This is a genomic window from Sulfurospirillum halorespirans DSM 13726, assembly GCF_001723605.1.
Classification (GTDB): domain Bacteria; phylum Campylobacterota; class Campylobacteria; order Campylobacterales; family Sulfurospirillaceae; genus Sulfurospirillum; species Sulfurospirillum halorespirans.
In genome coordinates this window covers 2,297,713-2,317,631 of sequence record NZ_CP017111.1, presented here as the reverse complement: position 1 = coordinate 2,317,631, position 19,919 = coordinate 2,297,713, and the positions used below count along the sequence as shown (strand labels likewise).

Here is a 19,919-nt window from a genome sequence, read left to right as displayed (position 1 = left end):
TGTCTTTAATACAGAGGTTACTTTAATATTTAAGTGCTATAATTTGTGCTTCATTTTTGAGTGGGAGAAGAGACGTGGACGCACGAAAAATCACAAAGGTATTGATCGCCAATCGCGGTGAAATCGCGCTTAGGATCATTAGGGCATGTAAAGAGTTGGAGATTAAGAGTGTTTGTGTTTTTTCAACGATTGATGCGAATGGTGTTTGGGTTCGTAAGGCAGATGAGAGTTATCTGCTCAAGGGCGATCCAATTCAGGCTTATCTGGATTATAAAAATATCGTAGCACTTGCCATCGAGGTTGGTGCAGACGCGATTCATCCAGGATACGGATTTTTGTCTGAAAATGCTGATTTTGCGCAGTATTGTATCGATCATGACATTGCTTTCATTGGTCCAAAGCCGGATCATATCGCTCTTTTTGGTGACAAAATGGCATCAAAAATTGCCATGAAAGCCGTCGGTGTTCCCGTTCTTGGCGGTACCGATCAGCCCATTCTTGAGATGGATGCGGCGATTCGTGTGGCACGTGAGATTGGTTTTCCTGTGATCATCAAAGCAGCCTTTGGTGGTGGTGGAAAAGGGATGCGTATTGTCAAAAAAGAGGAAGAGTTTATTCCGATGTTTGAAGCCGCAACCAAAGAGGCAGAGCGCTTTTTTGGCAGGGGCGATGCGTTTATTGAAAAATACGTGCAAAATCCTCGCCACATTGAAGTGCAAGTCATGGCGGATAAATTTGGCAATGTAATTCACTTAGGCGAACGCGACTGTTCGATCCAACGTCGCCATCAAAAAGTGGTGGAGATCGCTCCAAGTCCGAGGCTTAACCCCAAAGTCCGCAATGAACTGCTTCGTGCGTCTAAAAAAGCGATGTTTAAACTGGGCTACGAGAGCGTGGGAACGGTGGAGTATTTGGTCGATGAGGACGATAACTTCTTCTTTATCGAGATGAACACGAGGGTTCAAGTGGAGCATACGATCACAGAGGCGATTACGGGCATCGACATCGTTCAAAGTATGATCCGCATTGCTGAGGGCGAACCCCTTCCTACCATGCAAGAAGACATCAAATTTAGAGGCTACGCGATTGAGTGTCGTATCAACGCGGAAGACCCTAAAAATGGCTTTATTCCCTCTTCGGGTCGCATTACGACTTACCTCTCTCCCGGCGGTCCTGGTGTGAGACTTGATGCCATTGGTTTTAAAGATTATGTGGTGCCGACCAACTATGATTCGATGATTGGCAAACTCATTGTTGTGGGCATAGACTGGGATGGTGTGGTACGCAAAGCCAGACGTGCTTTGGATGAGTTTATCATCTCGGGAATTCCTACCAATATTCCACTGCATCGTCAAATTATGCGGGACGAAGATTTTAAAAATGGTATCTTTAACACGACCTATCTCGATAAAAAACTTCCCACCTTTACCTTAGACGCGATCCATGACATCGAAGAAGATGAGATCAAACATGAGCACATCGCTGCGATTGTGGCAGCACTTAAAAATCAAGGGTTGTAAGATCATCTTTTAAAGCGGTATGCTTTGACATACCGCTTTACATGTAAGGCTTAATCCATGCAAACGATCTCGCTTTCTCACCTGCTTTACCTGCTTCCACCGCTTGTTTTGGTTGCTTTTTTCTATTACCGTTGGGTCGGAGACAAAACAGAGATTGCTGTTGCAACGCTTCGCATGAGTGTTCAGCTCATCCTTATTGGCTATGTGCTCACTTCCCTTTTTCACACCAACTCGCTGTGGCTTTTAACGCTTCTGATCGCGGTCATGATCACGGTGGCGTCACTGATTGCGAGGCGCAATATTCGCGCTCAAAATCTTCAAAGTTATCTGGTTATTTTGGGAAGCATCACCGTAGGTGGCACACTCAGCCTTGCCCTTGTGTTAGGCGGCGTGTTGGAGCTTGAAAATCCACTCGATCCGCGCTATGTCATTCCTCTAGCTGGTATGATCTATGCCAATGCGATGAATGCGATCTCGTTGTGTGCGGAGCGTTATGACAAAGAGCGTGAGCATCACAGCATGGAAAAAGCGCGCGCTATCGCGTTTAAAGCTTCGATGATTCCTCAGATCAATTCGTTTTTAGCCGTAGGTTTTGTCTCACTGCCTGGCATGATGACGGGGCAAATTCTCTCAGGTGTCGATCCTCTCATTGCCGTGCGCTACCAAATTGTCGTGATGGCGATGATTTTGAGCAGTGGCGCGATCAGCACGATTTTGTACCTTCTGTATCAAACGCGCACACAAGGTGACGTTTAATTTCTTCGTCATTTTTGTCACACTTTTGGTTTCACGTAAGGCGGTATGTGTTACACTTTTAAAGCCTCTCAAATGAATTGACTAAGGGTCTATCATGCAGTTTCGATCTCATTTTGTGTATGGAATAATTGCCGTTATTTTAGGGATGACGTCTCTCATCGGGAGCGACATTTCACTCTACGCCGTCCCCAATCCTCCGTTTAGTTTTCGCGACAAAGGTGCTATTAAAGGGTTAAGTATTGATCTTTTGGAAGCGAGTCTTGTCTCTTTACGACCCCAATTTTCCCAAGACGAAATTGAATTTGATGCGTGGAATAAAATGTACGATGAAGCCCTCAAACATCCAAGATCTTACTTAGTAACCGCAGTGAAGCTCAAAGAAAGAGAACCTTTTTTTTACTGGTTAGGGCCTGTTGCGACGGTAAAATTAGCGGTGATTACCAAACGAGGAATGGACCTGCCCAAGGGGAAAACGACGTTAGAGATTTTACGTCCGCTTCGCATTGTGACGATTAAAGAGACTTCGTCTGAAAAACTGCTTTTTCAAGAGATTGGCGAAAAGCATGGTCTGAACATTACCCGTGTTTCAACCCCGATTCAAGGCTATAAAATGTTGGAGTATGGCAGAGTTGACGCGCTTGTCTATACCGATGTTCCTTTTGTGTACCATCTGATCAGTGAAAATCAAGACGTCGCGCAGTACCGCTTGGCGCATGTGATTTTGAACACCGATTATTATATCTGCGTGGGCAAAGAGATTCCTAAAGAGCAGATGAGCATCATGCAAGCGCAGCTGAACCGTCTTAAAGAGCCTGACGGTAAAGGTTCAAGCATGTATGAGCGTATTGTCTCGCACTACCTCAAAGGTGCTGTGCTTCAGCCTTAAGATTTCACCCAAACTTCACGATTTTACCCTATAATACACGAAATTATTTGAAAGAGGTACGTATGTATCGTTGGTTACTTTGGGTCTGTATCGCTCTGTTGTTTGCAGGATGTGGCCCTCGCTATGTCATTAAAAATGAGTACATTCCTCCTGCCTCATCGCGCTCGCAACCCTGCCTCAATAACTGTTCGCTGATTCGCCAAGGGTGTCAAGATCAATGTCAACGAAATTACCAATATTGTCTTGATGATGCGTATGGCAAAGCTAAAGCCGTTGAAATGGATGAACAAAGAGCGTACGAGATGGCATACAGTCGCTACCAAATGGACGTGATGCGTTTTGAGATGGACTTGAGGCATTGGCAGAGGGATTATTACGATTACAGTCGCGATTTGAGCCATTTTCAAAGGCAGTGTGAACAAAATAAAGACCCCAATGCGTGTAAAAGGCGCGATGAATTACGTCGTTATATGAGCCGTCTGAGTCACGACCGTCCTCGCGAGCCATGGGTTCCAACGCGTCCAACGTTTGAGCAGATTTTGGTCAATCAGCAGAGTTTTTGTACGACCAATTGTGGGTGTGACCAACACTATGACACCTGCTTTGTCGGGTGTGGCGGACAAGTGATTGTGCATAAAATCTGCGTGGAAAACTGCGACTAGCGCTTTTACATGTAATGTTTTAGTAATCGCTTTGGTGTATGATTTTCTCATCAACACAGAGGAATCATACACGATGTTCAATGACAAATGGCAAAAATTGGTCGAAGTGGCGGATTTTGCTTTTCAGCCCATTGTCAATATTTACACGGGCAAACTCTACGCCGTTGAAGCGCTGATACGCAATTACGAACCTGCTGGATTTACGACGATTGACTGCATTTTTGACACGGCTTACAGTGAGAAAGCACTCTACATGATCGATGTGAAATTGCGTGAAAAGGCGATTCACAAATTTTCGTTACTGCCGTTTTCCAAACATATTAAACTTTTTTACAATCTTGACAATCGCATCACGATGATGCCTGATTTTAAATCGGGTTACACGTGTGAACTGCTCTCCACCTACGAGATGGACACGTCTAACATCTGCTTTGAACTCTCCGAAAAACACCAAGTGGGCATGTATGCTGGGGTTGATAAACTCGTACTCAACCTCTACAAACAGCAAGGCTATAAGATGGCAATTGACGATTTTGGTGTCGGTTTTTCAGGGCTTCAAATGCTCTTTAATGCCGATCCAAATTTCATCAAAATCGACCGATTTTTTATCAGCGACATTCACCTCAGTAAAAAGAAGAAACTCTTCGTCAACTCCATCGTCCAAATCGCCCAAGCGATGGGAATTTTCACGATTGCCGAGGGCGTGGAGTGCGAAGAGGAGTACATCGAGTGTAAAAAACTTGGCTGCAATATGGTGCAAGGCTATTTTGTGCAACGACCAACGCTCAATGTCCATGAGATCTCTCCTTCGTACGAACATCTCAAGATGGTTTCTCAAAATGATAAACGTAAAAGTGGTAAGATCGCCAACATCGATAAATACCTGCAAAAGAGTCACACGGTTTTTATTGATTCGCACATCAACGAGGTGTACGATGTGCTTAAAAGCGATAAAAAGATCCATTTCGTGCCTGTACTGGCACACGATCTCACACCGCTTGGCATCATTAAAGACATGGATATTAAAGCCTACATCTACTCCAATTACGGCAAAGCATTGCTGTACAATATGACGCAAGGAAGCCTTAAAAAGATCATTTCGCATTGTGGAAGGGCGGACATCAACGATCCGATTGAAAAAATCCTCAAAATTTACGCGTTTGATGATGACAATGACGCGATTTTGATCACCGAAAATGAAAAATATGTGGGTTTTTTGAGTTCCAAAGTGCTTTTGGATATTGTCAATGAAAAAAATATTGTCGATGCCAAAGATCAAAATCCGCTTACAGGACTTTCAGGTAACCGCATCATTAATGAGTTTGTCGCAAATGCGGTGGATGGCAAAGAGAAAGTGATGATGGCGTACTTTGACTTTGATAACTTTAAACCCTTTAACGACTACTACGGCTTTCGCAAAGGAGACCGCGCCATTACGCTTTTTGCCGACATCCTTAGAAGCTCCGTTGGCTTTGATGAGTGTTTAGTAGGACATGTTGGTGGCGATGACTTCTTCCTTGGTTGGAGCCTTAAAGATGAAGATAGCTTTGAGAAAGTGTATGGCATTATTTTGGAAATCGTGAGTAAATTTGCAGAGGACATCAAGAGTTTTTACTGCGAACAGGGGCTAAGTACGGGGTACATTATGGCAAAAAACCGCGATGGCGTGATTCAGCAGTTCTCTTTGATGACCGTTAGTGCGGCAGTCATCTGCCATGGATTTGGCTATCAACACGATCTGGATGATAACGAACTCAACGAAATCTTTGGCGTCTTAAAAAAGAGTGCCAAAGCCTCGCCTAATCATATTGCGTGCGTCGATTTAGGGGTGATTAATCACTGTAAATAACCTCTTAGGAAAATTTGGAAAAGTAGGTGAGCTTTTTGCCAACAAGATGGTAAATAATCAAAAGATTCATCAGACTCAAACACGCTAAAAAAACGATTTTGATGGTGCTAATAGCGATGCCATCTAAGTAAAAATTACGAAGGCTATAGTAGATCAGATCCATTTTAGAAAGCCAAAAGCAGATCAAAAACATCGTACTTTGGAGCACAAAAAAAAGCGCGATCGAGGCACTGTTTCTAAAAAAAGAGAGAACAATGCCAAGTCCAATGCCGATTTCGAGCACCAGCCTTTCATGAATGCGCATCTCTAGCCAGACATTCGTTGAAATGAGCAGGTTGATGCTGATGGCTAAAAGCAATCCACAAAAGGCGTAAAAGAGTACTAAAAAGAGTTTACGCATTAGATGAGTTTAAAGCTTACCGCAACCAATGTGCCGTCTTTTGGAAGCAAAGCTGCATTGCCACGAAACGTCACTTCATCACGTTTTTCAACGGCACCGTACATGTAACTGTGATTGGAGATGACACCCACGGGGCAACTGTCTAAACAAGCGATACATCCTGTGTTCATCTCTTTTGCATTGATCTCGTTTCCGCCAAAGCGCATATCAATCGCTCGGTGGTTGCTATCGATGATGACTTCGTTGATGTCGTAACTTTGAGGGGCGCCATTCCACGTCACACTCACCGCGACTTTTTGACCTTCGACTTGGGTCGTTGCACCGTTTTCTTTGGTCATATTATTGCCAGCTACGGCATTTAAATAGAGCATGGCTTTGAGAAAATCGTTTTGATTTTGGTAGGCGGTAAAAACAGGTTTGTCCCCAAATTTACCCTCTTTAAACACAACCGCATGACGCGTATTTTCGGTGAGGTATTTTCCATTGACCGCGGCTAAAACGGTAATCGTTTTGGTCGCTTCATCGATTTTCATAGGAGTGGCGAGCGAGACGCCATTGACGGAAATATCTTTGGTTGCAGATGTTTCATCTTTTTTTTGGCATGCGCTGAAAAGAAGCGCAATAACGGCTAAGAAGGTGAGTGTTTTTTTCATGAGGGTTCCTTTGTATGTCTATTTTCGACGAAAATAGTAGGCGTATTTTAGTGCTTCAAAACTTCGTATTCAATTAGTCATAATTTTTTAACTTTAATTTTGGTAGTTCTACTGGAGAGCGCATAAAAATCTTTACATGTAAAGCCATTTGACAATTCATTTGAGGTGCGTTAGAATAGTCTTTTTTGATAAGGATACGCTATGGCAAACCCACTTTCTCTCTTTGAGCATCTGTCTATTTTATACGCTGAAGATGAAGCGAGTTTACGTAAAAGCGTGGCACAAACCTTGGAGCTTTTTTTCGACAAAGTCATCGAAGCGGGAGATGGCGAAGAGGCACTGGAGCTCTTTTTTGAACACAACCCTGACATCTTGCTTTTAGATATTTGCATGCCAAAATGCGACGGGCTCAAACTGCTTAAAGAGATTCGAAAGTCGCATAAGCGCGTCCCCGTGATCATTATGAGTGCGCATGCAGAACCTACTTATTTCCAACAATCCATTGAGCTCAATATCTGTAAATACCTTCTCAAACCCTTTTCCAAAGAGAGCTTTTTAGATGCCCTTAAAACCTGTGCCGAGTGGATGTACGAATGGGGTGAAGGCGGTTTAATCAAAGCGGGGAGTGACCTTTTCTATGACCCAGAAGGGGGAACGCTGATCAATGAAGGGGTATCGTTTGTGCTCACCAAAAAAGAGCGTCTTTTATTTGAGTATCTGCTGCGTCAAAAAAATCGTGTGATCTCGTTTGACGCGCTTGAAGAGGCGATTTGGGCAGGAGAGGGCGGAAGTAAGGAAGCGCTTAAAGCGCTTGTGAAAGAGCTTCGCAAAAAACTGACCAAAGAGAGCATCGAAAATGTCTTTGGCATCGGATACAAACTTGTCTTACATTAAAGCGCTCTCGACGCCTTCGACCAAAACCAAAACGATGATCTTCGTATTGATGCTATTTCTAGCGATGGCGACGCTGTTTGGCTGGATGCGCTATTTGGATGTGAGAGATGGCATTGAAAAGTCGCGTAAAGATTATGCGGCGCAAATTCACAGCATTTATGCGATGACGCTGAAGCGCACGAGTGCTTTTTACCTTAATCGCGCCTACGCCAATCTTGATTCATACGGCATTAAAGAAGCACTTGAGCAGAAAAACATCGCGCAACTTACGGGACTTTCAAGCTTTCGCTGGAACGTGTTGAAACAAGAAAATCCTTATCTGCTGGGGATTCGTTTTTACGATGAAAACTTGATGCTTCTTGCGTACCTTGGCAAAGAACCTAAACACGAAGAGATCGAGCAAAGTGGCGAAGTTCCTAGTGAGCCTAAAATAGGCTTTTTCTTCTCCAAACATTACGCTGCGTATCATATTATGGTGCCAGTCATCGTGCATGAAAAAGTCATCGGAATGCTTGAGTTTGCGATTGCCCCTGAGTTTTTTCTCAATGAGGTCGAAGAGTTCTCCAACCTCAAAGGCTATATTCTCTTTAAAGGCGAGGCGTTTGTTCCTCCTGATGAGGCGCTTTTAGGCATTAGTCTTCACGATGGCGAGATTTCTCAAAATAAGAAAAGTACCTACATTACGCATGTCATTACGCTTAAGGGGTTGATTCGCGATGATTTAGCTCAGTTGATCTTCTTTCAAGACATCAGCGATCAGCAGCAAAAGCTTTTAGATGCGGTCTATGCAGCCTTTTTTGTGGCGATGAGTATGATGGCTGTTCTTCTCATCATACTCAATTATGGTTTTAATGTTTTGATCTTACGCCTCGAAAAGAGTGAAGCCAGCCTCAAAGAGCTCAACCATACGCTCGAAGATCGCGTCAATGAAGAGATCAAAGGGCGCATGGAAAATGAGCAAATCTTGATGCACCAAAGCAGGCTTGCGAGCATGGGCGAGATGATCGGCAATATCGCGCATCAATGGCGTCAGCCTCTGAGCGAATTGGGAGCAACGCTGATGAATTTGCAAATCCTTTGGGAGAAACAAAAACTTACGACGGCGGTTTTTGAGGATCGCATTCAGCGCTCAGAAGGTTTGATCGCGTATATGTCCAAAACGATTGATGATTTTCGTAACTTCTTTGCGAGTGAAACAAAGAAAGAGCGTTACCGTGTCAGCGAGGCGATTCATAAATCGCTGGAACTGATCGAATCTGCTTTGAAAAATCATCACATCAAATTGATCTTAGAGCTTGAACATAGCTGTGAAGTGGAGGGCTATCCGAGTCAATTTGCCCAAGTGATGTTAAACATTATCAGCAATGCCAAAGATACGCTTTTAGAGCGTTCTATCAGTGATCCGACGATCTGGATCAGTCTTACATGTAAAGAGGGCAAAACGTTGATTTGCATTGCGGATAATGGCGGTGGCATCGCATTAGAGCCGATCGAAAAAATCTTTGAGCCTTATGTGAGTACCAAACATGCCAAGAGTGGGACGGGCATTGGACTTTACATGAGCAAAACCATCATCGAAAAAAATGCGAATGGCATTTTACGCGCGTACAATAGCGATAAAGGCGCTGTATTTGAGATCATCCTCTAAGGCTTTCTCCCTAGTTTCTCTCTTGTGATTGTTATGATTGCTTTTGGAATAGACCAAAAGGAGTTATGATGGATGAGAAAGAGCTGCAACAAGGCCGCAGAGGGTTTGTTAAAAAAACAACCGCTCTTATAGGTGCTGCTGTATTAACTGCCCCTAGTGCCAACGCCATAAGCCTTACCAATCCTGGACGAGAAAGTGGCGATGCACGCTACATCGGACAAGAGGGTAAGCGCTTTGGAATGGTGATTGATCTGCGCAAATGCGTTGGCTGCCAAGCCTGCACGAGTGCCTGCAAAAGCGAAAACAGAGTCCCCAAAGAGAAATTTAGAACCTATGTGCCTGAGTATGAATTAGGCTCTTATCCTAATGTGCATAAGGCGTTTTTGCCCCAACTTTGTAACCATTGCGCGGAACCTTCCTGTGTGAGTGTTTGCCCTACAGGTGCGACGTTTGCGCGCAAAGATGGCATTGTCGTTGTCGACAGTGAAGTGTGCTGGGGCTGTGGATACTGCATCAACGCCTGCCCTTATGACAAACGCTATTTCAATCCGATCACCAATGTTGCTGATAAATGCACGCTGTGCGCACACAGAGTCGATCATGGCTTATTGCCTGCGTGTGTGGAAAGCTGTGTGGGAGGAGCGCGTGTTTTTGGTGATTTTAATGACCCGCACTCGGCTGTTTCCAAACTACTGGCAAGCTTTCCAACGACGGTTTTAAAACCTGCTAGTGGAACCAAACCACGCGTTTTTTACATAGCGCTCAGTGGCGAAATTCAAGGTTTGCCGTATTCACCAAGAGTATTAGACGATATGGCACGAAAAATCGATGGAATGGCTACACACGAGTGGTCAGGAAAAGGAGAATAAGATGGACTTTGGAACACTACTGCATACGATTTCGAGCATAACGCCTGATCGCCCTTGGGGCATTGATATTCCCAACTATTTTTGGTTTACGGGAAGCTCTGCGGCGGCGTTTATTATCTCCAGTTTTGCCCATGTTTTTGGCATGAAAGAGTACAAACCCATCGCGGGATTTTCGCTTCTTTTAGCCTTTGTGTTGCTCGTTGCAGCGCCCATGAACTTGATCGATGATCTTCGCCAACCAGGGCGCATCATCAACTTCTTCTTCTATGGCTGGGAGAATTTCCCTACCTCTCCGATGAAATGGGGCGTGTTGTTATTGATCGCTTATCCCTTACTCATTTTAGTCGAAGCGTTGGTGCTGTACCGCCCTTACTTTTGGTTTTCAAAAGGGGTAGTGCGAAGTCATGAACAAGTCGAAAAAGACCACCATTTAGGCGTTATTTTAGGTGCGATTGGTATACCATTGGCTCTGAGCGTACACGGCTACACGGGTTATATTTTAGGGGCTGTGCATGCGATACCTCTGTTTCATACACCACTCATGCCTATTTTATTTTTAGCTTCGGCGATGGTTTCTGGAACGGGCTTGCTCATCATTTTACTGCCGATTTTTCAAAAATTCTTTACGGATTTTAAACGCGTAGACATGGATATGATGCAACGTCTTGCACGCCTTTTAGCGTGGTTTATTGTGATCGATCTTGTGATTCGCTTCTTCTGGCTGACTTTTGCCATTACGTTTAACGGTGAAGAAAAATACGCGCTCAAACTCTTTTTTGGTGAAAATTTTTGGGAAGTGTTGATCGTTGATTATGTCATTTGTCTTTTGGTGCCGATGATCATCGGGTTTACAAACTATTTTGCACGCTCGTTCAAATGGGTTTTGTTTGGAGGCATTCTCTCCGCCATTGGTGTGTGGATTTTTCGTTGGAACACGGTTATTGGCGGTCAAAGCATTGGCAAAACGACACCATTTTTACTTGAATACCATCCGCATTTTTCAGGATTTGATAGCATCGTATCGGTACTCTCCAATTGGAGTTTATTGATCGCGTTGATCGCGTTGGTAATGGTGCTTTTCCCTTGGGATAAAGAGATGGCAAATTATTATGTTAAACAAGGGGAGCGATAATCATGGAAACATCACGCAGAAATTTTTTGATCGGAACGAGCATCGTCGCAGGAAGTGCCGCGGTGGGTGGGTATCATGAGACACTTGGAAAAGCGATCACGATGCAGCGAAGAGGTGAAAAAGCCAAAGATGCGATTTATGGCAATGCACCGCTTACGGAAATCACACAAAAAGAGGGTGTCATCACGCATTCAAACGATTTTGTAGTCAAACCAAGTGTCTGCAATGGCTGTACAACCTTCTGTTCCGTACGCGTCAAAATCGATGCGAAAAGTGGCGAAGTGGTACGTGTTTTTGGAAATCCGTACAGTTTGCTCTCCAGTGACCCGTGGTTACCCTACAAAACACCATTGGAAGAGAGCTTTAAAGCGACGTCAGGTTGGAAAGAGAGTGGGCTAGAGATGCGCTCAACGGCATGTTCACGCGGTAATCTCGTCTATGAAAAACTCAAAGATCCTTTCCGTGTAACAACACCACTCAAACGTGTGGGCAAACGTGGCGAAGATAAATGGGTGAGCATTTCCATCGAACAGCTTATTAAAGAGATCAGCGAAGGGGGCAATCTCTTTGGTGAAGGCGAAGTGCAAGGACTTAAAGCATTCGCCGATACCAAAACCTTGATCGATGCGCAAAATCCAGATTACGGTCCTCTTGCCAATAAACTCTGTGTTTTAGGAACGGCGGATGAAGGGCGTCAAAACTACATGGTACACCGTTTTGTTCAAAGCTTTGGCACGGTCAATTTTATGGGGCATACCTCTATCTGTGGGCTCTCGATGAGGGCTGGAGAAGCAGCGTACTTGGATGATTTTGCAAGTTCTCCCCACATGAAGCCCGATTTTGAACATTGCGAGTTTTTACTCAGCATTGGAACCGCTCCTGCGCAAGCAGGCAACCCTTTTAAACGTCAAGCGAAACTGCTTGCCAAAGGACGTACAAGTGGAGCGCTTCGTTATGTGATCGTAACACCTATTTTAACCAACAGCGATTCGATTGCGGTAGGGGATCGGTCACGTTGGTTGCCGATCAAACCCAGTGGTGATTTGGCGTTGGTGATGGGAATGATTCGCGTGATTATTGAAGAAGAGCGCTACTTAAAAGCGTATCTTGCTATCCCAAGCGATGCTGCTCAAAAAACATTGAACGAGGTGAGTTTTACCAATGCGTCGCATCTTGTCATTATGGATGGGGCGAAAAAAGGTGAAATTTTAGTGGATGCTACTAAAGCGGTTCATGTGATTGATAAAGCCGATGGACTGCTTAAAAATGCCGCTAATGTTTTGGAAGCTGACATCTTGTATGAAGGCGAAGTAAGCCTAGAAGGTGTGAAGTACACGGTTAAAAGCTCTTTTGTGCTCCTTAAAGAAGCGGCGTTTGAACACTCTCTTGATTTTTATGCCAAAGAGAGTGGGGTCGATGCACAAACGATTCTAGAACTTGCCCGTGAATTTACCTCTTATGGCAGAAGTGTTGGGGTGGATTGTCACGGTGGGACGATGCACTCGACAGGATTTTATACGACCTATGCCATTATGATGCTAGGAGCCCTTGTGGGCAATCTCAACCATAAAGGCGGCATGAGTGTCGGCGGAGGAAAATTTAAAGATTTCAATGGCGCATGTTACAATCTTCTAGCCTATGCCGGTAAGCAAAAACCTTTTGGCGTCCGCATCGATAGAGCTCGAATGGCGTATGAAAAAAGTAGTGAATACAGACGTAAAGTGGAACAAGGCGTCAATCCTTACCCTGCCAAAGATGCGTGGTTTCCTTTTAGCCCTGCCATTGAATCTGAGGTCATTAACAGCAGTGCCAACGCGTACCCGTATAAATTAGGGGCGCTCATCAGTTGGAATGCAAATTTTGTCTATGGTCAAAGCGGGAGTGAGCATCTTTTACCACTTCTAAAAGACCCTGCTAAGGCGATTCCTCTTTTTGTTGCAATTGATCCATTTATCAATGAAACCAGTCGTTATGCGGACTATATCGTACCTGATTCGGTGTTGTATGAGACATGGGGTGTGCTGGCTCCTTGGGCAGGGCATTTGACCAAAACAACGCATGTACGTTATCCGATTTTAAAGTCGCCGAATGCAACCTTTGCCAACGGTGAGCCTATTAGTATGGATAGTTTTATGATTGAGCTTGGAAAAGCGCTTGGACTTTCAGGCTTTGGCAAAAATGCAATTAATGGAACGACTGCGAAGTTTGATTTTGATAAACCCGAAGATTTTTACCTACGTGCTTTTGAAAACGTTGCAATGGATGGCGCTAATCCTGCGCCTGAAGCAAGTGATGAGGAGATCGCTCTTGCAGGACTTGGTGAGTACATTCCTTTGTTACAGCGTATCTGCACGGATAACTGGCGCAGAGTCGCGTATGTGATGAGCAGGGGTGGCCGCTTTGCCGATAAAACAAGTGCTTATGAGGGTAACAAAATGAGCAATGCTTACAAAAAACCGATTGCCATTTACAACCAAAGTGTGGGAACAGCGTTTAATTCCCTAAGTGGTGAGCCTTACAGTGGCGTGCCACGTTACTATACACCTCGATTTTACACGGGAGCGAAGATCGATATGGACTCCAAAGAGTTCAATCTCTTAGCCTTTAGTTACAAATCCAATGTCCTCTCTTCCTACACAGCCTCTGTGGAGAGTCTACGCGATACACGCTATACCACGTTTATCGATCTTAGCACGACAACCGCAAAAAACTACGGCATTGCCCATGGCGATCGTGTGGTCGTGCGTTCACGTGAAGGAAAAGTGCAGGGCATTTGCCGTATTCGTGAAGGGCTGCATCCTCGCTCCATCGGCATTGAACATGGCGGCGGAAGAGAGGGAGAAGGAGGTATGAGTGTGCAAATCAATGGCACGATAAAAGAAGGCAGAATCGCCAGACGAAGCGGTGTGAATATCAACAAATTAGGACTCAGCGATGCCTCTCGCCTTAACATTGCAACCCTAAGTGATTTTGTGGTCGGCTCTAATGCAAGGCAAGCCATTCCAGTTCGTATCGAAAAGCTCTAAAATCTTCTTTTACATGTAAGGATTTTTCCTTACATGTAATGTGGAAAATCTTCAAACTTATCGCTTGAAACTAAGTAAGTAACATTTTTGTAATCTCGAAAGGAGTAGTTAACTCTAAATAAAGCGAAAAGTTGTTACACTTCATTAACAATTTATTAACATTATAAATAGAATGAATATTTATTGATTCATTATTTAGAGAACAAAGTGAGCTATATGAAGATTTTTGTCACAGGTGGTGCAGGGTATATCGGCTCTCATACTTGCGTAGAACTACAAAACGCGGGATTTGAGCTTGTCGTTTACGACAATTTTTCCAATAGCACGTTTGAGTCTTTAACGCGTGTAATGCAAATTACAGGTAAGCAACTCTCTTTTATACAAGGCGATGTCCGCGATGAAGCGGCTCTTGAAAAAGCACTTTTAGGCTGTGATGCAGTGATTCATTTTGCAGGGCTTAAAGCCGTGGGTGAATCGGTTGCAAAACCGTTAGCATACTATGACAATAATGTACACGGAACCCTCTGTCTGCTTCGCGTGATGCAAAAACTGAACATTAAAAAACTTGTTTTTAGCTCTTCTGCCACCGTATATGGCGATCCTGAATTTCTTCCTTTCACTGAAAATCACCCTTTGCGAACTACTAATCCTTACGGTCAGACCAAATTGGTCATCGAAGAGATACTGCGTGATCTTTTTCGCTCCGACCCAACGTGGCAGATCATGATTCTTCGCTATTTTAACCCTGTAGGAGCGCATGAGAGTGGGCTCATCGGCGAAGATCCGCAAGGCATTCCCAACAATTTGATGCCTTACATTGCACAAGTGGCGATTGGAAGACGTGAATGCGTTAATGTTTTTGGCAATGACTATCCAACCCGTGATGGTACAGGTGTAAGAGACTACCTTCATGTGGTGGATCTTGCCCTTGGTCATGTCAAAGCACTGCAAGCACTGAACAAGCCTCAATGCACCGCTATCAATCTAGGTGCAGGAAAAGGGTACAGTGTTTTGGAAGTCATCAACGCCTTTTCAAAAGTGAGTGGCAAAGAAATACCTTTTGAAGTGATGCCAAGGCGCGCTGGAGATATTGCAGAGTTTTATTCTGATCCCACATTGGCGCAAAAGCTGTTGGGGTGGGAAGTAGAGTATGATTTAGATAAAATATGTGAAGATATGTGGCGATTTCAAATTAAAAATCCTAAAGGATATGTGTTATGAAAGGTATTATTTTAGCAGGTGGCAGTGGCACAAGGCTTTACCCTATCACAAAAGGGGTTAGTAAGCAGCTTGTGCCAGTTTATGATAAACCGATGATTTATTATCCACTTTCAGTATTGATGTTAGCAGGTATTCGTGAAGTACTTATCATATCTACAGCTCAAGATTTACCGCGTTTCCAAGAGCTTTTAGGTGATGGGAAAGAGATTGGTATGGCGTTTAGTTATATTGTCCAGCCAAGCCCCGATGGATTAGCACAAGCGTTTATTTTAGGTGAAGAATTTATAGGAAATGATAGTGTTTGTTTGGTGCTTGGTGACAATATTTTTTACGGGCAAGGACTGACGGGGCTTTTAGAAAAATCGGTTGAGAATGCAAAAAAAGAGTCTAAAGCAACTGTTTTTGGTTACTATGTCAGTGACCCTGAGCGTTACGGTGTTGTTGCGTTTGATGAAGAGGATAATGTACTCAGCTTAGAAGAAAAGCCAAAAGATCCCAAATCAAATTATGCGGTTGTAGGACTTTACTTTTATCCCAATTCGGTGATTAAAATAGCGAAGGGAGTGACGCCAAGTGAAAGAGGTGAGCTTGAAATTACCTCAGTAAATCAGGCATATCTTGCGATGGGTGATCTTAAAGTAGAATTGATGGGACGAGGCTATGCATGGCTCGATACAGGAACCCATGAAAGTCTGCTTGATGCAGGTCAGTTTATACAAACCATAGAGCATCGACAAAGTCTTAAAGTAGCCTGTTTGGAAGAGATAGCGTATGAAAAAGGGTATATTACCAAAGAGCAACTTCTCATTTTGGCGGAACCACTTAAAAAAAATCAATATGGGCAATATCTTATACGAAGAGCGAATCAAGGAAAACGAAGATGACATTTACAAGAGCTGCTATACCAGACGTAATTATTATAGAGCCCAAAGTACATGGTGATGAGCGTGGGTATTTTGTAGAGACATTTAGACACGATAAATTTGAAAATTTTTTAGGCTACAAAGTCGATTTTTGTCAAGACAATGAATCCAGAAGTCATCATGGTGTCTTAAGAGGATTACACTACCAACTTGCTCCTTTTGCCCAATCAAAATTGGTGCGCGTTATTGATGGAAGAGTGCTTGATGTCGCAGTGGATATACGTGTAGGAAGTCCCACTTTTGGCAAGTATGTGAGTGTAGAGCTTAATGGTAAAAATAAAAAGCAGATGTTTATTCCAAGAGGTTTTGCGCACGGCTTTGTTGTCCTTAGTGAAACCTGTACCTTTACCTACAAAGTTGATAATTATTATGCACCTGAGTGTGATCGAGGCATTTCATTTAATGATTTAAACCTTGGAATTGATTGGCAAATCGCACCAGAACTTTTGCATCTCTCTGCAAAAGACACAACACAACCAAAGCTCGAAGATACACTTGATCTTTTTGAGTATGGAAAAAACTACTATGCTTAATATCTTAGTGACAGGATCACATGGACAATTAGGAAGTGAGATACATGCATTGTCTCACGAGTATCCCAACACCTATTTTTTTACGGATAAAGAAGAGCTTGATATTACGGATGCAAAAGCTCTTAGTCAGTATATTGAGCACAATGCTATTAATGCTATCATTAATTGTGCCGCTTATACAGCAGTAGATAAAGCTGAAAGCGATGAATCTTTAGCCAATAAGATTAATCATCTAGCGGTTCAATATCTAGCAACAATCGCAAAAGAACACAACATCAAACTCATCCATATCTCAACCGACTATGTCTTTGATGGAACGAATTATCGACCTTACCTTGAAACAGACACAACAAATCCTCAATCTGTTTATGGTAAAACCAAGCTTTTAGGTGAAAATGCACTTTTACATGTAAAGCTTCCAAATAGCATCATCATCCGTACTTCTTGGGTTTACAGCAGTTACGGTGCTAACTTTGTAAAAACAATGCTTCGTTTAGGCAAAGAAAAAGAATCTTTAGGAGTCATTTTTGATCAAGTAGGAACACCAACATACGCAAAAGATTTAGCGAAAGCAATTTTAGAAATTCTACCAAAAATCAATAATACACAAACAGAGATCTATAACTATTCCAATGAAGGCGTTGCCAGTTGGTACGATTTTGCACAAGAAATTATGAAGATGGCAAAGCTTACATGTAAGGTCAATCCTATTGAAACGTCGCAGTATCCAACCCCAGCCAAACGTCCTCATTATTCACTTTTAAATAAATTAAAAATTAAAAATGAGTACACTATAGAAATTCCTTATTGGAAAGATAGTTTAGAGGTATGTTTGCGTAAAATGGGAGGAAGACAATAATGCGAAATATATTATTAACAGGAACAGCAGGATTTATCGGTTCCAATTTTGTACCGTATTTTTTAGAAAAATATCCAGAGTACACTCTTATAAATTTAGATTTATTGACCTATGCAGGCAATCTTGAAAACCTCAAAGAGTGCGAAGGTAACTCAAGATATAAGTTTATCAAAGGCGATATCTGCAATCGTGAATTAGTAGAGTTTATCTTTCGCGAGTACGATATACAAGGTGTTATTCATTTTGCAGCAGAGTCTCATGTCGATAATTCCATCAAAAATCCTGGTGTGTTCGTCCAAACCAATATCAACGGCACATTCACACTGCTTGATGTAGCATACAAATACTGGATGGATAAACCCTTTACATGTAAAGCCAAATACCAAGATGCAAGGTTTCACCATATCTCAACTGATGAAGTGTATGGAACACTTGGCGAGACTGGCTTTTTTACAGAAAGCACTCCTTATGCACCAAATTCGCCTTATAGTGCCAGTAAAGCCAGTAGCGATATGATAGTAAGAAGTTACCAAGAGACGTATGGACTGAACTCCGTGATAACAAACTGCTCAAACAATTATGGGCCCAAACAGCATGATGAAAAGCTTATCCCAACCATCATACGAAAAGCTCTTTCCAACCAAGCTATCCCCATTTATGGAGATGGCAAAAATATACGCGATTGGCTTTATGTATTAGATCATTGTAAGGGCATCGACCTTGTGTATCACAATGGAAAATCAGGACAAACCTATAACATTGGTGGAAGAAATGAGCGAACAAATTTACAAATAGTAGACCGCATCTGCACCATTCTTGATGAAAAAGTTCCAACAACAAAAAGCTATAAAGAGCTCATTACTTTTGTGGAAGATAGATCAGGACATGATAGGCGCTATGCTATCGATGCCACAAAACTTGAAAATGAACTAGGATGGAAAGCCGATGAAAATTTTGATAGTGGCATCGTGAAAACCATTGAGTGGTATTTGAGGAAGTATAATTGAGATATATTAAAGCATTTTATAGATTTTTACGAGACATCTACCAAAACAGAAGATTGCTCAAAGATTTGGTTAAGAACGATTTTAAGTCGCGCTATTTGAACAATTACCTTGGCATTTTATGGGCATTTATCCAGCCTACTATATCAGTTTTGATATTTTGGTTTGTGTTTCAAGTCGGTTTTAAAGCCGCACCTGTGCAAGATGTACCTTTTATCCTTTGGCTTGTAGCCGGGATGATTCCATGGTTTTTTCTCTCCGAAGCTCTTGCCTCCGCTACAAATGCTATTTTAGACAGTACATTTTTGGTCAAAAAAATTGTGTTTCGGGTAAGTTTATTACCTATTGTTAAAATTACTTCAGCCGTGATCGTCCATCTCTTTTTCATGGTATTTATGATGTCAATGTATATTATCTATGGGTATGAACCAAATCTTTATTGGCTTCAGATGTTTTACTATCTTTTTTCAGCCATTATGCTTTTATTGGGTATCTCGTGGATAACCAGTAGTGTGGTTATCTTTTTTCGAGATCTAGGACAGCTTGTTAGCATGTCTATACAGTTTGGTTTTTGGTTAACTCCTATCTTTTGGTCATTGTCGATGGTTCCAAAAGAATACCGTTGGCTGTTTGAACTCAATCCTGCCCATTACATTACCCAAGGGTATCGTGATGCATTGATAAACCATACATGGTTTTGGGAAAAGCCTATGGAAGCTTTGCAGTTTTGGGGAATTACATTGGTTTTCTTTGCACTTGGAGCCATTGTATTTCGAAAACTCAGACCTCATTTTGCGGATGTGTTGTGATGCATACTATAATACCCGTTGAATCCCAATCTATTCAAAATAAAATCTATACAATCAGAGATACACAGGTAATGCTTGATGAGGATTTAGCAGTTTTGTATGGTGTAGAAGCTAAAAGATTGAATGAACAAGTTAAAAGAAATATTGAAAGATTTCCTGAAAAATTTAGATTTCAACTTACAGAAAATGAGTATGATGTCAGACGAAGTGCTAAACTCGTCAGTTGAAAATGTAATTTGAACGTTGCATTTTGATTTAAAACCTTAAGAAACCAA

19 protein-coding genes are annotated in these 19,919 nt (G+C 42.6%); 17 read left to right on the top strand and 2 right to left on the bottom strand.

Annotation, left to right across the window (positions count from 1 at the left end; all coding sequences use genetic code 11):
- The first annotated feature begins 74 nt into the window (after nucleotides 1-74).
- From SHALO_RS11550 to SHALO_RS11530, 5 genes are all read left to right on the top strand, one after another.
- Entirely contained in the window at nucleotides 75-1,520 is a 1,446-nt protein-coding gene (locus tag SHALO_RS11550) for an acetyl-CoA carboxylase biotin carboxylase subunit (RefSeq protein ID WP_069478662.1), read from the top strand.
- A gap of 57 nt (nucleotides 1,521-1,577) precedes the next feature.
- On the top strand, nucleotides 1,578-2,276 hold the full coding sequence (locus tag SHALO_RS11545; RefSeq protein ID WP_069478661.1) for an ABC transporter permease: 699 nt from the start codon (nucleotides 1,578-1,580) through the stop codon (nucleotides 2,274-2,276).
- 94 nt (nucleotides 2,277-2,370) lie between these two features.
- Nucleotides 2,371-3,162 (top strand): substrate-binding periplasmic protein, encoded by a 792-nt coding sequence (locus SHALO_RS11540; RefSeq protein WP_069478660.1) that lies wholly within the window; start codon nucleotides 2,371-2,373, stop codon nucleotides 3,160-3,162.
- Between the two features lie 62 nt (nucleotides 3,163-3,224).
- On the top strand, nucleotides 3,225-3,824 hold the full coding sequence (locus SHALO_RS11535; protein WP_069478659.1) for a hypothetical protein: 600 nt from the start codon (nucleotides 3,225-3,227) through the stop codon (nucleotides 3,822-3,824).
- Nucleotides 3,790-5,673: a GGDEF domain-containing protein gene (locus tag SHALO_RS11530; protein ID WP_238585240.1), complete on the top strand. Its 1,884-nt coding sequence runs from the start codon at nucleotides 3,790-3,792 to the stop codon at nucleotides 5,671-5,673. Before SHALO_RS11535 ends, SHALO_RS11530 begins: the two co-directional genes overlap by 35 nt.
- 4 nt (nucleotides 5,674-5,677) lie before the next feature.
- Here SHALO_RS11530 and SHALO_RS11525 read toward each other — a convergent pair whose 3' ends face one another.
- Together SHALO_RS11525 and SHALO_RS11520 are read right to left on the bottom strand one after the other, a co-directional pair.
- Complete coding sequence (locus tag SHALO_RS11525) at nucleotides 5,678-6,073, bottom strand: hypothetical protein (RefSeq protein ID WP_069478657.1); 396 nt, start codon at nucleotides 6,071-6,073, stop codon at nucleotides 5,678-5,680.
- Nucleotides 6,073-6,726, bottom strand: coding sequence for a YdjY domain-containing protein (locus SHALO_RS11520; protein WP_069478656.1), 654 nt, complete (start codon nucleotides 6,724-6,726; stop codon nucleotides 6,073-6,075). Before SHALO_RS11520 ends, SHALO_RS11525 begins: the two co-directional genes overlap by 1 nt.
- Before the next feature lie 201 nt (nucleotides 6,727-6,927).
- Between SHALO_RS11520 and SHALO_RS11515 the strand changes: the two genes are divergently transcribed.
- The 12 genes from SHALO_RS11515 to SHALO_RS11460 all read left to right on the top strand — a co-directional run bounded on the left by SHALO_RS11515 (nucleotide 6,928) and on the right by SHALO_RS11460 (nucleotide 19,871).
- Nucleotides 6,928-7,620: a response regulator transcription factor gene (locus SHALO_RS11515; protein WP_025345655.1), complete on the top strand. Its 693-nt coding sequence runs from the start codon at nucleotides 6,928-6,930 to the stop codon at nucleotides 7,618-7,620.
- Nucleotides 7,583-9,268, top strand: coding sequence for an ATP-binding protein (locus SHALO_RS11510; protein WP_069478655.1), 1,686 nt, complete (start codon nucleotides 7,583-7,585; stop codon nucleotides 9,266-9,268). The genes SHALO_RS11515 and SHALO_RS11510 overlap by 38 nt, the downstream gene beginning before the upstream one ends.
- Nucleotides 9,269-9,333: 65 nt before the next feature.
- Nucleotides 9,334-10,137, top strand: a complete 804-nt coding sequence (gene dsrO / locus SHALO_RS11505; protein WP_084010896.1) for a sulfate reduction electron transfer complex DsrMKJOP subunit DsrO — start codon at nucleotides 9,334-9,336, stop codon at nucleotides 10,135-10,137.
- A gap of 1 nt (nucleotide 10,138) precedes the next feature.
- Nucleotides 10,139-11,269 (top strand): NrfD/PsrC family molybdoenzyme membrane anchor subunit, encoded by a 1,131-nt coding sequence (gene nrfD / locus SHALO_RS11500; RefSeq protein ID WP_069478654.1) that lies wholly within the window; start codon nucleotides 10,139-10,141, stop codon nucleotides 11,267-11,269.
- A 2-nt stretch (nucleotides 11,270-11,271) separates the two neighbouring features.
- Complete coding sequence (locus tag SHALO_RS11495; protein ID WP_069478653.1) at nucleotides 11,272-14,295, top strand: molybdopterin dinucleotide binding domain-containing protein; 3,024 nt, start codon at nucleotides 11,272-11,274, stop codon at nucleotides 14,293-14,295.
- A gap of 216 nt (nucleotides 14,296-14,511) precedes the next feature.
- The gene (galE, locus tag SHALO_RS11490; protein ID WP_069478652.1) at nucleotides 14,512-15,516 is read left to right on the top strand and encodes a UDP-glucose 4-epimerase GalE; all 1,005 of its coding nucleotides are present in this window, start codon (nucleotides 14,512-14,514) and stop codon (nucleotides 15,514-15,516) included.
- Entirely contained in the window at nucleotides 15,513-16,400 is an 888-nt protein-coding gene (gene rfbA, locus SHALO_RS11485) for a glucose-1-phosphate thymidylyltransferase RfbA (RefSeq protein WP_069478651.1), read from the top strand. Before galE ends, rfbA begins: the two co-directional genes overlap by 4 nt.
- Nucleotides 16,397-16,972: a dTDP-4-dehydrorhamnose 3,5-epimerase gene (rfbC, locus tag SHALO_RS11480; RefSeq protein WP_069478650.1), complete on the top strand. Its 576-nt coding sequence runs from the start codon at nucleotides 16,397-16,399 to the stop codon at nucleotides 16,970-16,972. Before rfbA ends, rfbC begins: the two co-directional genes overlap by 4 nt.
- Nucleotides 16,965-17,831 (top strand): dTDP-4-dehydrorhamnose reductase, encoded by an 867-nt coding sequence (rfbD, locus tag SHALO_RS11475; RefSeq protein WP_069478649.1) that lies wholly within the window; start codon nucleotides 16,965-16,967, stop codon nucleotides 17,829-17,831. Before rfbC ends, rfbD begins: the two co-directional genes overlap by 8 nt.
- A complete protein-coding gene (gene rfbB, locus SHALO_RS11470) occupies nucleotides 17,831-18,838 on the top strand; it encodes a dTDP-glucose 4,6-dehydratase (protein ID WP_174543305.1) in 1,008 nt (335 codons plus the stop codon). Before rfbD ends, rfbB begins: the two co-directional genes overlap by 1 nt.
- Nucleotides 18,835-19,644 carry an ABC transporter permease gene (locus tag SHALO_RS11465; protein ID WP_069478647.1) on the top strand — a complete coding sequence of 270 codons (810 nt, stop codon included), beginning with the start codon at nucleotides 18,835-18,837 and terminating at the stop codon, nucleotides 19,642-19,644. The genes rfbB and SHALO_RS11465 overlap by 4 nt, the downstream gene beginning before the upstream one ends.
- Complete coding sequence (locus SHALO_RS11460) at nucleotides 19,644-19,871, top strand: ORF6N domain-containing protein (protein ID WP_069478646.1); 228 nt, start codon at nucleotides 19,644-19,646, stop codon at nucleotides 19,869-19,871. Before SHALO_RS11465 ends, SHALO_RS11460 begins: the two co-directional genes overlap by 1 nt.
- The last annotated feature ends 48 nt before the right edge of the window (nucleotides 19,872-19,919 follow it).